This is a genomic window from Kitasatospora sp. NPDC088134, assembly GCF_044741705.1.
Taxonomy (GTDB): Bacteria; Actinomycetota; Actinomycetes; order Streptomycetales; family Streptomycetaceae; genus Kitasatospora.
Genome location: NZ_JBIUTD010000021.1, coordinates 41,128 through 53,983, shown reverse-complemented (window position 1 = coordinate 53,983; position 12,856 = coordinate 41,128). Strand labels below are relative to the sequence as shown.

General features: G+C 76.0%; 12 protein-coding genes. 8 read left to right on the top strand and 4 right to left on the bottom strand.

All coding sequences use genetic code 11. The annotated features are described in order from the left end of the window. Window positions 1–295: 295 nt before the first annotated feature. The 4 genes from ACIOHG_RS27290 to ACIOHG_RS27275 all read right to left on the bottom strand — a co-directional run bounded on the left by ACIOHG_RS27290 (window position 296) and on the right by ACIOHG_RS27275 (window position 3,235). On the bottom strand, window positions 296–529 hold the full coding sequence (locus tag ACIOHG_RS27290) for a hypothetical protein (RefSeq protein ID WP_400954310.1): 234 nt from the start codon (window positions 527–529) through the stop codon (window positions 296–298). A gap of 66 nt (window positions 530–595) precedes the next feature. Next, complete coding sequence (locus ACIOHG_RS27285) at window positions 596–982, bottom strand: YciI family protein (protein WP_400954424.1); 387 nt, start codon at window positions 980–982, stop codon at window positions 596–598. 104 nt (window positions 983–1,086) lie between these two features. Then, window positions 1,087–2,322 carry an MFS transporter gene (locus ACIOHG_RS27280; RefSeq protein WP_400954309.1) on the bottom strand — a complete coding sequence of 412 codons (1,236 nt, stop codon included), beginning with the start codon at window positions 2,320–2,322 and terminating at the stop codon, window positions 1,087–1,089. Between the two features lie 91 nt (window positions 2,323–2,413). Further along, window positions 2,414–3,235 carry an ATP-binding protein gene (locus tag ACIOHG_RS27275; protein ID WP_400954308.1) on the bottom strand — a complete coding sequence of 274 codons (822 nt, stop codon included), beginning with the start codon at window positions 3,233–3,235 and terminating at the stop codon, window positions 2,414–2,416. A gap of 62 nt (window positions 3,236–3,297) precedes the next feature. Here ACIOHG_RS27275 and ACIOHG_RS27270 point away from each other — a divergent pair, with 62 nt between their 5' ends. The 8 genes from ACIOHG_RS27270 (at window position 3,298) to serS (ending at window position 12,837) form a co-directional block, all read left to right on the top strand. Next, complete coding sequence (locus tag ACIOHG_RS27270) at window positions 3,298–4,125, top strand: hypothetical protein (protein WP_400954306.1); 828 nt, start codon at window positions 3,298–3,300, stop codon at window positions 4,123–4,125. A gap of 132 nt (window positions 4,126–4,257) precedes the next feature. Next, on the top strand, window positions 4,258–4,983 hold the full coding sequence (locus ACIOHG_RS27265; protein ID WP_400954305.1) for a YcnI family protein: 726 nt from the start codon (window positions 4,258–4,260) through the stop codon (window positions 4,981–4,983). A gap of 128 nt (window positions 4,984–5,111) precedes the next feature. Then, window positions 5,112–5,789, top strand: a complete 678-nt coding sequence (locus ACIOHG_RS27260) for an SCO family protein (RefSeq protein WP_400954304.1) — start codon at window positions 5,112–5,114, stop codon at window positions 5,787–5,789. Next, window positions 5,786–6,253, top strand: a complete 468-nt coding sequence (locus ACIOHG_RS27255) for a copper chaperone PCu(A)C (protein ID WP_400954303.1) — start codon at window positions 5,786–5,788, stop codon at window positions 6,251–6,253. The genes ACIOHG_RS27260 and ACIOHG_RS27255 overlap by 4 nt, the downstream gene beginning before the upstream one ends. Window positions 6,254–6,259: 6 nt before the next feature. Further along, window positions 6,260–8,281 carry a FixH family protein gene (locus ACIOHG_RS27250; protein ID WP_400954302.1) on the top strand — a complete coding sequence of 674 codons (2,022 nt, stop codon included), beginning with the start codon at window positions 6,260–6,262 and terminating at the stop codon, window positions 8,279–8,281. 209 nt (window positions 8,282–8,490) lie between these two features. Beyond that, window positions 8,491–9,735 (top strand): iron uptake transporter deferrochelatase/peroxidase subunit, encoded by a 1,245-nt coding sequence (gene efeB, locus ACIOHG_RS27245; protein ID WP_400954301.1) that lies wholly within the window; start codon window positions 8,491–8,493, stop codon window positions 9,733–9,735. Between the two features lie 147 nt (window positions 9,736–9,882). Beyond that, entirely contained in the window at window positions 9,883–10,824 is a 942-nt protein-coding gene (gene pheA / locus ACIOHG_RS27240) for a prephenate dehydratase (protein WP_400954300.1), read from the top strand. 735 nt (window positions 10,825–11,559) lie between these two features. Beyond that, on the top strand, window positions 11,560–12,837 hold the full coding sequence (gene serS, locus ACIOHG_RS27235; RefSeq protein WP_400954299.1) for a serine--tRNA ligase: 1,278 nt from the start codon (window positions 11,560–11,562) through the stop codon (window positions 12,835–12,837). The last annotated feature ends 19 nt before the right edge of the window (window positions 12,838–12,856 follow it).

Here is a 12,856-nt window from a genome sequence, read left to right as displayed (position 1 = left end):
GTCCCCCGGCGTTCGGGCGGCCGGTCCGGTGCGAGGAGCACGGGGCCGGCCGTCCGGCATGTCCGGCGGGGCTCGGACCGGCCCGGCGGCCGGGGCGCCGGAGGGCTCGGCGCGGAAGTCGAGCGCGCTGTCGAACACCGTCCGCTCCGTCAGGCCCCGGCGCTGGACCAACCCCTGAGGGGTGATCAGCCGCAGCTGCCGGTCGCCGTACGCCTTGCGCAGCAGGTGGGACCGGCGCACCGGGCGGCGGAACAGCTCGTAGGCCCCCCGGCCCGGCGGGGCGGCCGGTCCGGTGTCAGCCGGTGTGCTCCTCCGGGAGGTACGGGGCCTCGCGCAGGAAGAGCGCCCCGCAGGTGTGGCAGTTGTGGTCGGGGTCGCCGGTCCAGTGGGCCGCGTCCTGGACGGGGGCGGCCGGGGAGAGCTCCCGGCCGCAGAGGGCGACGGGGTCCGCGTTGCGGACGATGTGCCAGCTGACCACGGATTCCGTGGCGCCGGTCGGATCGGTCTCGGCGCGCATCTGGTGCATCATGATCACCATGGTCCGCCGGTCGGACATTCCCGGCAATTCGCGAGCTGATGTCCGAACCGCCGGCCGTCAGTCGGCGCTCGGCGGTTCGGACATCAGCTCGCGGACCTCGATCGGCATGTTCATCGGCTCCCCCGCCGGGCCGGGCGCGGCCGACAGCCGGGCGGCCAGCTCGACGGCCCGCTCGGGCGCGCAGTCGACGATCCACCAGCCGAACAGGAACTCCTTGGTGGCGGCGAACGGACCCCCGGTGACGGCGGGCGCGCCGCCGGTGGCGCGGACGATCCGGGCGGTGTCGGGCAGGGCCAGACCGCGGGCCTCGACGAGTTCGCCGGTGGCGGTGAGCTCGGCGACGGCGTCGCGCATGTACCCGAGGTGGGCGGCGACCGCCTGCGGGTCCCAGTCGGGGATCGGCGGGACGGCGGTGTCGGCCTGGCTGAAGTGCAGCTGCAGCATGTACGGCACGGCGGTGGGCTCCTCACGGTGCGGTCGGTCTCCACGGCCGGGTCGGAGCGGGGGCGCCGTTCTCGACATCCGGCCCCGACGATCCTGCCGGGGGCTCAGACCGCGGGGCGCAGCGCGCGCCAGGCGGCCAGGGTGGCGAGCAGCAGCGCGGCGCCGGAGAGCGCGAAGCCGGTGCGGGCGCCGACCTCCTGGGCGACGAAGGTGACGGCGAGTCCGGTGAAGGGGAGGGTGCCGGTCATCGCGCTGCCCCAGAGCGACATCACCCGGCCGCGCATCTCGGGGGCCGAGCGGAGCTGGGCGAGGGTGTTGGCGCTGGCGATGTACCGGATCGAGGTCAGGCCGACGGCGAACATCCCGGCCACGGCGGTCCACGCGTCGGGGGCGAGCGCGGTGGCGAGGACAGCGACCGAGGTGGCGAGGGCGAGGGTGCGCACCCGGCGCGGGGTGGGTTCGGGCGCGGCGGCGGCGAGCAGCGCGCCGGGCAGGCCGCCGAGGCCGAAGGCGGCCATCAGCGTCGAGTAGCCGGCCGGGCCGAGGTCGAGGGCGCGGTCGACCAGCGGCGGGACGGTGAGGTTCATGGCGAAGATCAGGCCGCTGGCGGCGGACATCGGCAGCAGGCCGCGGACGATCGGGGAGCGGCGGGCGTAGGCCAGGCCCTCGCGGGCGCTCGCCCGCGGGCCGCGCTCGGCGGTGCGGTCGACGGGGGCGGCCGGGCGGAGCCGGGCCAGGGCGAGCAGCGGGGCGAGGTAGGTGAGGGCGTTGAAGGCGAAGGCGAGCGCGGGGCCGCCGGCCGCGAGCAGGGCGCCGGCGGCGGCCGGGCCGATCACCCGGGAGGCGTTGAGGGCGACCTCCCAGAGGCCGACGGCGCTGGCGACGGAGCCGGCGCCGACCAGGTCGACCACGAAGACCTGACGGGCGGGGGAGTCGACGGTGGCGACCAGGCCGGTGCAGGTGGCGAGGGTCAGCAGCAGCCACAGGTGCTGGCCGAACAGCGCGGTGGTGGCGGCCAGGGCGAGGCCGAGGGCGAGCATCAGGCCCTGGGTGACCATCAGCAGGCGGCGGCGGTCGGAGCGGTCGACCAGCGCACCGGCCCACGGGCCGAGCAGCAGGGTGGGGCCCCAGGTGCAGGCCGTCAGGACGGTCAACCAGACGGCGTTGTGGGTGAGTTGGTAGACCATCCAGGACAGCACGACGCCCTGGGCGAGCGCGCCGGAGGCGGAGGTCAGCTGCCCGGCGAACCAGATCCGGAAGTCGCGTCCGCGCAGCGCCCGGCCCATCCGGGACAGCGCCTGGCGGGAGGCGGAGGCCGGCTCCGCGGTGGTGGTGGTCATGGTCCCCTCCGGTGATTGGACTAGACCATAACCGGGGCGGCCGGGTGGGCCGCCAGCGGGTTCCGGAGGGTGGGACGGGGGCGGCGCCGGGTCAGGAGGCGGTGCGCAGCAGGGCCGCGGCGGCGCCGGGGGTGAGCAGCTTGTCGAAGCTGACGGTGGCGCCGCGCTGGGGGTGGGTGCGGAGCTGGACGTGGTCGGCGAGGGCGTGGATCAGGAACAGGCCGCGCCCGGACTCGGCCTCCAGGTCCGGGACGGTGTCGCAGCCGGGGACGGGGAGCACGGCGCGCAGCGCGGGCAGCACGTGGGTGTCGTAGGGCGCGGTGCGGCTCGCGGGGCGGGCGGCGGCCAGTACCCGGGCGGGGACGGAGGCCCGGCCGCGGCGGGTGCGGCAGCGCGGGGCAGGGCGGTCCGCGGGGCGGTCCGCGGCGCGGTCAGCCGGACGGTCGGCCGGGCGGTCTGCGGCGCGGCGCAGCGGGGCCGGGCGGGAGCCGGCCGGGGCCGCGTTGGCGACCTCGATCCGCACCCGGTCGCCGCCGATCGAGGCGGTGACCTGGTAGGTGTCGCCGGCCTGCGCGGGGGCGGCGTGCTCGACCGCGTTGGCGCACGCCTCGGTGAGGGCCAGGCCCAGGTCGAAGGCGATCTGCGGGTCGACCCCGGCGGAGTCCATGGCGCCGAGCAGAATGCGGCGGGCGAGCGGCACGCTGGCCGGGTCGCGCTTGAGGTGCAGAGTCCACCAGATGTCCACGGGAGATCCCTCCTGGCTGCGGCTCCACATACAACTAGCTATCTCCTCGGCCGCGCGCGGCGAACCGTCCGCGTTCGCCGCTACCGCCCGTTCGGCGGATGGACCGGCCCGGTCGGGTGTGCCGATCAGCGCGCGGACGGGTGAGTGCGCCGGTCGGGTTCCGGCCATTCGCGGCGGGTTGCGGCCCCTGCCCCGGTGACGGTTGTAGGCGGTGAGATGATGGCCCGGCCATGACCGATCCCACCGCCGCCGCCCTCCGGAGCGCCGCCCTGCCCGCAACGCGGGCCGCCGCGGCCGCCTGGGACCTGCGGGTGCTGCGCGCGGTGCCGTTCGCGCTGGTGTGCACGCTGGTGGCGGCCTTCGGGCACGCCCGGGCGGGCGGCGCGGTGGCGCCGGACACGCTGGCGGCGGGTTTCGCCGCGGTGTGCGCGGCGGCGGCGCTGGCCGGCGGGCGGGAGCGCTCGCTGGGGGCGATAGCCGGGGCGCTGGCGGCCGGGCAGCTGGGGCTGCACCTGCTGTTCCACTTCTTCGGGAGCGGGCTGGGCGGCGGTGCGCCGATGGTGCACGCGCAGATGGCCGGAAACGGTGCCGCCGACCCGCTGGCCGAGGTCGCGGGCCGGCTGCTGTGCAACGACACGCCCGGCGACGGGCTGACGGTCGTCCCGCTGGACACCACGGCGGAGCAGGTGGTGAGCGCGGCGGGCCTGGACCCGCGGGCGCTGGCCGCCGCGGCGGTGCCGCACCCGGAGGGCTGGCTCGGGCTGGGCCCGGCGATGCTGCTGGGCCACCTGGCGGCGGCGCTGGTCGCGGGCTGGTGGCTGCGGCGCGGCGAGGCCGCGCTGTGGCGGCTGGTCCGTACGGTGGCGCTGACCGCCCGGGGCTGGGCGGCACCGCTGCGGACGGCGGTGGCGCTGCTGTCGGCGCTGCTGCTGGGGACGGGCCGGCCGGCCGTGCGGCGCACGGTCGGGCGTCCGGAGGACTGGCCGCTGCCGGTGGCGGCGGCGCTGCGGCACTGCGTGCTGCGCCGGGGACCGCCCGCGGGGGCGTTCGCGCGCTGAGCGGGCTCCAGGGAGACCGGGGTCCGGGCGTGCGCCCGCTGTCGCCGTGTCCGCGCCGTGCGCGGGGCGGCGCGTCACCCCTTGCCTCCCGCCGCTCGTCGCGGCCCCCTCTTCCTCCCCTGGAGTCCCCTGATGCGTTCCCTTACCGCCCGTCGTTCCGTCGGCGCGCTCGTGGTGGCGGCCGGCGCCCTGCTGGCGTCCGCCGTACCCGCGTTCGCGCACGTCACCGTCCAGCCGGGCAGCGCCCAGCAGGGCGGGTACACGGCCGTGGCGTTCCGGGTGCCGAACGAGAGCGACACCGCCTCGACCGTGAAGATCGAGGTCAACCTGCCGATGGACCACCCGATGGCCTCGGTGCGGACCCAGCCGCTGCCGGGCTGGACGGCGGTGCTGGAGAAGTCGAAGCTCGACAAGCCGCTGGACTCGCACGGCCAGCAGATCACCGAGGCCGTCTCGAAGATCACCTGGACCGCCGACGCCGGGACCAGGATCGCGCCCGGGCAGTTCCAGGAGTTCCGGGTCTCGCTGGGCGCGCTGCCGAGCGACACCGACAAGCTGACCTTCAAGGCGCTGCAGACGTACGACAACGGCGAGGTCGTCCGCTGGATCGAGGACTCGAAGGACGGGCAGCCCGAGCCGGCCAAGCCCGCTCCGACGCTGTCCCTGACCAAGGCCGGGGCGGCCGCCGGGGCGCCGGCGGACCACCACTCGGACGACGCGGCCGGCAAGCCGGACGCGGCGGCCGCGAAGTCCTCGGACTCCACCGCCCGCACCCTGGGCGTGGTCGGCATCGTGGTCGGCGTGGTCGGCGCGGCGCTCGGCGCGGCCGGGCTGCGCCGCCGTTCCGCGCAGTCCTGACGCGCCGCCGGGGCGGGGCCGCCGCACGTCCTGCGGCGGCCCCGCCCCGGCCCTCCCGCTCCCCCGCACCCGCACCCGCACCCGCACCGCTTCGTATCGCACCGCTCCGCACGGAACAGGAAAGTCCCTTGGCATCCCTCCAGCGCTCCCGGCCCCGGCTCCTGACCGCGGCCGCCCTCGTCCTCGGCGCCTCGCTCGCGCTGTCGGCCTGCTCCTCCGGCGGGAACGGCGGCGACGGGGGCACGGCCACGGTGGTCCGGCCGGCGTCCACCAGCAAGTACCTGGGGACGGTGCTGGGCAAGCACTTCGACAAGCCGGACCTGGTGCTGAACGACACCTCCGGGCAGCCGTACGACCTGCGGGCGCGGACCGCCGGGCGGACCGTGCTGCTGTTCTTCGGGTACACCAGCTGCCCGGACGTCTGCCCGACCACGATGGGCGACATCGGGGTGGCGATGTCGAAGCTGACGGCGGAGCAGCGGCAGAAGCTCGACGTGGTGTTCGTCTCGACCGACCCGGAGCGGGACACCCCGAAGGTGCTGCGGACCTGGCTGGACTCGATGGGCAAGGACTTCGTCGGGCTGACCGGCGACCTGGCGAAGGTGAAGGCCGCCGCGAAGCCGCTGGGCATCCTGGTGGAGGACCCGGTGGTGGACGCGAAGGGCGCGGTGACCTCCACGCACGGCGCGCAGGTGCTGGCCTTCCTGCCCTCGGACGACAAGGCGCACCTGCTGTACATGTCCGGCACCCCGACCGGCACCTACCAGCACGACCTGGCGCTGCTGGCGGACGGGGTGGCGGTGTGAGCCGGTCCTTCCGCCGCACCGCGCTGGCCGGGGCCGGGGTGGCGGCGCTGCTGGCGGCGGGCGCCGGGGTGGTGGCGTACCAGAGCGCGGACGGCGCGCCCCGGCTGACGGTGGCGGACCCGTACATACCGCTGCCCGCGACGCCCGGCGGGATGGGGGCGGGCTACCTGACGGTCCGCAACGAGGGCGGCGCGGACCGGCTGGTGGGGGTGAGCAGCCCGGCCGCCGGGTCGGTGACGCTGCACCGCTCGACCGAGACCACGATGGAGGAGGTCGGCGCGATGGAGGTGCCGGCCAAGGGCGTGCTGGACCTGGCCCGGGGCGGCGCCCACCTGATGATCATGGACTGGGCGAAGCAGCCCGCGCTCGGCGACGAGCTGGAGCTGGACCTGCAGTTCGCCAAGGCGGGCCGGGTCGTGGTCAAGGTCCCGGTGAAGCCGCTGACGTACCGTCCGGGGAGCTGAGCGGCGATGGCGACGAGGAGAGGCAGGCACGTGGTGACGGTGGCGAGGCGGCGGGCGGGCGCGCTGCTGGCGGTGCTGGTGGCGGCGCTCGGGCTGGTGCTCGGCGGGGCGACGGCGGCGTCCGCGCACGCCACCCTGGAGCGCACCGACCCGGCGCAGGGCTCGGTGGTGGCGACCGCCCCGGCCGCGGTGACGCTGACCTTCAGCGAGGGCGTCTCGCTGGCCGCGGACTCGGTCCGGGTGCTCGACCCGCAGGGCAACGCCGTCGACGACGGCCGGCCCGAGCACGTCGACGGCAAGGCCGCGACCGCGCGGGTGACGCTCCGTCAGGGCATCGCCAACGGCACCTACACGGTGGCCTGGCGGGCCGTCTCCGAGGACTCGCACCCGGTCGGCGGCGCGTTCACCTTCTCCGTCGGCGCCCCCTCCGACACCTCGGTGAACGCCGCGGCCGTGCAGGGCGCCAAGGCCGACGGCGCGGTGGCCTTCGCCTACGGCACCGCCCGCACCGTCGCCTACGGGGCGTTCGCGCTGCTGGTCGGCGCCGCCGCGTTCGTGGTCGTGGTCTGGCCCGGTGGGGCGGCCGTCCGGGGCGTGCAGCGGCTGCTGATGACCGGCTGGATCGCGCTGCTGGTCTCCACCGTCGCCGTGCTGATGCTGCGCGGCCCCTACGAGCGCGGCACCGGCCTCGGGCAGGCCCTCGACCTGTCGCTGGTGCGCGCCACCCTGGACGAGCGGATCGGCACCGCGCTCGCCGCCCGCCTGCTGCTGCTCGCCGCCGCCGGCGTGTTCCTCTCCCTGCTGGTCGGCCAGCTCGGCCTGCAGCCGAAGCCCGCCGCGCCGCCGAAGCCCGGCCCGGACGAGGAGCCGGACGCGGAGCTGGACGAGGAGGAGGCCGAACTGCGCCGCCTGGAACGGGCGGTGGCCGAGCGGCCGGAGCGCGACACCCGGCTCGGCCTGGGCCTGGCCGGGCTCGCCCTGGCGCTGGCGCTGTCCGCGACCTGGGTCGGCGCCGACCACTCCTCGGTCGGCATCCAGGTCGGCCTGGCGCTGCCGCTGGCCGCGCTGCACCTGCTGGCGATGGCCGGCTGGCTGGGCGGCCTGGCCGTGCTGGTGGTCGGCCTGCGGCACGGCCTGCCCGTCGCCGCCGTCGACCGCTTCTCCCGGCTGGCGTTCTGGCTGGTCGGCGCGCTGGTGCTGACCGGTGTCTACCAGTCCTGGCGCGGTCTCGGCTCCTGGGGCGCGCTGGTCGACACCGAGTACGGGCGACTGCTGCTGATCAAGACCGGCGCGGTGGTGGCGATGCTCGGCGTCGCCTGGATCTCCCGGGCCTGGACGGCCCGGCTGCGCACCGCCGGCGAGCCGGCGGCCGTGGTCGCCGGTGCTCCCGACGGCCCGGCGGAGCCGGCGGCCGAGGAGGCCGATCCGGAGCGGGCCGCCCAACTCGCCCGCCAGCGCGCGGTGCGGGTCCGGGCGCGGGAGCGGCGGGCCGTCGAGGGCTCCCCCGTCCGGGCCGGGCTGCGCCGCAGCGTCGCGGTGGAGAGCGCCGTCGCGGTGGTGGTGCTGGTGGTCACCACGATGCTCACCAACTCCCCGCCCGGACGCGTCGCCCAGGCGGTGGCCGCGCAGCCCGGGGCGACCGGCGCGCCCGCGGCCGGGGCCAGCGCGGTGCCCGGGAAGACCCAGGAGCTGACGCTGAAGTACGACACCGGCGGCCGCACCCCGAACGCCAAGGGCACCGCCGTGGTGACGGTCAACCCGGTCGGCACCGGCCCCAACGCCGTCACCCTGAAGCTGGCCGACAGCAGCGGGCGGCCCACCGACGTCCCCGAGCTGCAACTCGCCTTCACCCTCCCCGACCGGGACCTCGGCCCGCTGCCCGTCACCCTGCAGGCGCAGGGCACCGGCAGCTGGAGCGGCACCGCGCAGCTGCCGCTGGCCGGGGTGTGGGTGGTGTCGGTGACCGTCCGCTCCTCCGACATCGACCAGGTGACGGCCACCCAGCAGCTGAAGGTCGGCATCCAGTGAGCGGCACGACGGCGGAGCGGGGGCAGAGGGACGGGGGAACCGGCCGGGCAGGCGGGCGGAGCGACGCCACGGCCGGGCCGGGCAGTGCGGCGGAGCCGGGACCCGCGGAGCGGGGGCAGGAGGACGGGGGAACCGGCCGGGCAGGTGGGCGGAGCGACGCCACGGCCGGGCGGCCGGGACGCGGTACGGCGGCGGAGCCGGAACGCGCGGTGGCTCCGGCGGGTGTGGTCGGGGCGGGCCCCGGCAGGGTGTCGCGGCGGGCCGTGCTCGGTGGGGCCGGGGTCGGGCTGGCGGTCGGGGCGGGCGGCGGGGTGTGGGGCGGGCGGGCCTCGGCGCGGGGGTCCGAGGCGGCCGGTGCGGCGTTGGGGGAGGCCCGGGTGCCGTTCCACGGGGTCCGGCAGGGCGGGATCGTGGAGCCCGCGCAGGCCCGGGTCGAGTGGGTGGCGTTCGACCTGCTGAGCAGCACCGCCCGGCCGGGGCTGGTCACGCTGCTGCGCGGCTGGTCCGCGGCGGCCGCCCGGATGGCCGCCGGGGAGCCCGCCGCCGAGGGCGAGAACCAGATCGCGCTGGACGCCGGCCCCGCCTCGCTGACCGTCACCTTCGGCTTCGGCGCCTCGCTGTTCGCCAAGGCCGGGCTGGCCGACCGCCGCCCGGAGGCGCTGGCCGCGCTGCCCGCCTTCCCCGGCGACGCGCTCGACCCGGCCCGCTCGGACGGCGACCTGTGGGTGCAGATCGGTGCCGACGACGCCTTGGTCGCGGTGCACGCGCTGCGGGTGCTGATCCGGCTCGCCACCGGCCTCGCCGCGCCACGCTGGCAGATGTCCGGGTTCGCCCGCACCCCGGGCGCGACCGCGCGCCCGACGACCGGCCGCAACCTGATGGGCCAGGTCGACGGCACCAACAACCCGCGTCCCACCGACCCGGACTTCGCCGCCAGGGTGTTCGCCACCGGCCCGGACTGGATGGCGGGCGGCAGCTACGCGGTGCTGCGCCGGATCAGGATGCTGCTGGAGGGCTGGGACACCCTACCGACGGACCGTCAGGAGCGGGTGATCGGGCGGCGCAAGAGCGACGGCGCCCCGCTCTCCGGCGGCCCGGACGCGACCGAGCGCACCCCCGTCGACCTGGCCGCGACCCGGGCCGACGGCACCCTGGCGATCGCCCCGGACGCGCACGTCCGGGTGGCCGCGCCGGACTCCAACGGCGGGGCGGCGATGCTGCGCCGCGGCTTCTCCTTCCAGGACGGGCTGCTGCCGGACGGCTCCCCCGACGCGGGGCTGCTGTTCGCGGCGTTCCAGGCCGATCCGGCCCGCGGCTTCGTCCCCGTCCAGCAGCGGCTGGCCCGCGGCGACGGGCTCTCCCGCTACCTGCGGCACGAGGCGTCCGCGCTGTTCGCGGTGCCGCCGGGGGCGCCCGAGGGCGGCTACGTGGGGCAGCCGCTGCTGGAGGGCTGAGCGCCCCCGTACCACAGGCGGTGCGTCAGGTGCCCGCAGAGCGGGACGCCGCCCGGCGGGGCGGCGGAAGTGGCTATGGTGACGTGGTCGGGCGGGGTGCCGTCCGGCCACGCGTTCTCGCTGTCGGTTGTTCGTTCGGAGGCGGTCATGTCGGCGACCCGTTACACCTATCTCGGGCCCGCGGGCACCTTCACGGAGGCGGCGCTGCGCACCCTGCCGGAGGCGGCGACCCGGGAGCTGTCGCCGGTGGCCTCGGTGTCGGCGGCGCTGGACGCGGTGCGGGCCGGCGAGGCCGCGGGCGCGATGGTGGCGATCGAGAACTCGGTGGACGGCGCGGTCACCACCACCAGCGACGAGCTGATCAACGGCAGCCCGCTGATGATCTACCGCGAGGTGCTGCTGCCGATCTCCTTCGCCGTGCTGGTCCGCCCCGGCACCGCGCTGTCCGACGTGAAGACCGTGACGGGGCACCCCGTCGCACAGCCGCAGGTGCGGCACTGGCTGGCCACCAACCTGCCCGACGCGCAGTGGCAGTCGGCGGCGTCCAACGCGGAGGGCGCCCGGCTGGTGCAGGACGGCCGCTACGACGCGGCGGTGGCGGGCGCGTTCGCCGCCGAGCTGTACGGCCTGGAGGTACTGTCCGACGAGATCCACGACGCGGCGGCACCGACCACCCGGTTCGTGCTGGCCGGCCGACCGGGCCGGGTCTCCTCCGCCACCGGCTGGGACAAGACCTCGATGGTGGTGTGGCTGCCGGACGACCACCCGGGCGCGCTGCTGGAACTGCTGCAGGAGTTCGCGGTGCGCGGCATCAACCTGATGCGGATCGAGTCCCGGCCCACCGGCGGCGGCATGGGCAGCTACTGCTTCCTGATCGACTGCGAGGGACACCTGAGCGAGCGCCGGGTCGGCGAGGCCCTGATGGGCCTCAAGCGGATCTGCCCGCAGGTGCGATTCCTCGGCTCCTACCCCCGGGCCGACAAGGGCCCCGCGTCCCCGGTCCGGCAGGGCACCTCCGACCTGGATTTCGCCAACGCCGCGGACTGGCTGTCACGCTGCCTCGACGGCCGCGGCGAACTCCCGGCGTAGTTCTCCGTATCTCCGGGCGGAGCGCGCACGGCACTGCGGCGGTATTCGCCGCAAGAGGGCGATTCGAGCCGGGGCGGGGCCGGGTGCGGTCCCGCCCCGTTCATTTCCGACCCGCCGGGCCGTCACCTGCTCGGCCGATCGGCGTTCACCGGGGCCGCCGGCGACCGCCCGCGGCCCGGCCGGTTCATCCACAGGGGGGCGTCCGGCGTCCACAGGGCGGGTTGTCCCCAGGTTCGGGTCGGTTATCCACAGGGGATGGGTCGAGTCGACAAAACGGTAAAGACATCCCCAGCTCCGGTCAGATCATCAGCTAGGGGCATAGGGCGGACTAATCGCACCAGAGTCACCCTCGATCCGACAAATCACCTGTCCGAGCGAGCCAATTCCCTCACTCGAGAGGCCGCATCGAGGTTTGAAACCCGGAATTGCCGGTTCGACGGCCGATCGGCCCAGGCTTTCCTCCTGTCCACAGGGTCCGCCGCGCACCTGTGGAAAACCGCCGTCCGGCGGGGTTGTCCACCGGAGTTATCCACAGGAAGCGGCGGGTTATCCCCAGGCTCCGACGGGTTTCCCCCAACCCCACCGTCACAGGCCGGGCACAGGATGCCAGAATCCTGGACAGAAAACGACATACCGCATCAATCCGGGGCACCCCGGGGGCGTGGCCGGAACCCGGCCCCCGCGCGGCCCGGCGGCGGCCCGGACCGGCACCCCGCCACCGGTAGGCTGGGGCCCGTGATCGACCTTCGCCTGCTCCGTGACGACCCCGACCGAGTGCGTGCCTCGCAGCGCTCCCGCGGCGAGGACGTCGACCTGGTCGACGCCCTGCTCGCCGCCGACGAGCGCCGCCGCGCGGCCGGCACCCGCTTCGACGAGCTCCGCAGCGAGCAGAAGCAGCTCGGCAAGCTGGTGGCCGCCGCCAAGGGCGAGGAGAAGGCCGCGCTGCTGGCCCGCACCAAGGAGCTCGCCGCCGAGGTGAAGGCCGCCGACGCCGCGCAGGGCGAGGCGAAGGAGGAGGCCGAGCGGCTGCAGCGCTCGCTGGCCAACCTGATCGACCCGGCCGCCCCCGTCGGCGGCGAGGAGGACTTCGTCACGCTGGAGGAGATCGGCACCCCGCGCGACTTCGCCGCCGAGGGCTTCGAGCCCCGCGACCACGTCGAGCTCGGCCGGCTGCTCGGCGCGATCGACACCGAGCGCGGCGCCAAGGTGGCCGGCGCCCGTTCCTACTACCTGACCGGTCCCGGCGCGCTGCTCGAACTCGCCCTGGTCAACATGGCGATGGCACAGGCCACCGCGGCCGGCTTCACCCCGATGATCACCCCGGCGCTGGTCCGCCCGGCCGCGATGGACGGCACCGGCTTCCTCGGCCAGGCCGCCGAGAACGTGTACTACCTGGAGGACGACGACCGGTACCTGGTCGGCACCAGTGAAGTCCCGCTCGCCGCCTACCACATGGACGAGATCCTGGACGCCGAGCGGCTGCCGCTGCGGTACGCCGGCTTCTCCTCCTGCTTCCGCCGCGAGGCCGGCACCTACGGCAAGGACACCCGCGGCATCATCCGGGTGCACCAGTTCGAGAAGGTGGAGATGTTCGTCTTCACCACCCCCGAGGAGGCCGAGGCCGAGCACCGCCGGCTGCTCCAGTGGGAGAAGGACTTCCTGAACGCCCTGGAGCTCCCCTACCGGGTGATCGACGTCGCCTCCGGCGACCTCGGGGCGTCCGCCGCCCGCAAGTTCGACATCGAGGCCTGGGTGCCCACCCAGGGCAAGTACCGCGAGGTGACCTCCACCTCCAACACCACCGAGTACCAGGCCCGCCGGCTCGCCATCCGGATGCGCGAGGCGGACGGCGTCCGCCCGCTCGCCACCCTGAACGGCACCCTGGTCGCCGTCCCCCGGGTGATCGTCGCGCTGCTGGAGAACCACCAGCGGGCGGACGGCTCGGTGGTCCTCCCCGAGGCCCTGCGGCCCTTCCTGGGCGGCCGGGCCGTCCTGGAGCCGGTCACCGACTGACGCCCCCTCCCGCCGACTT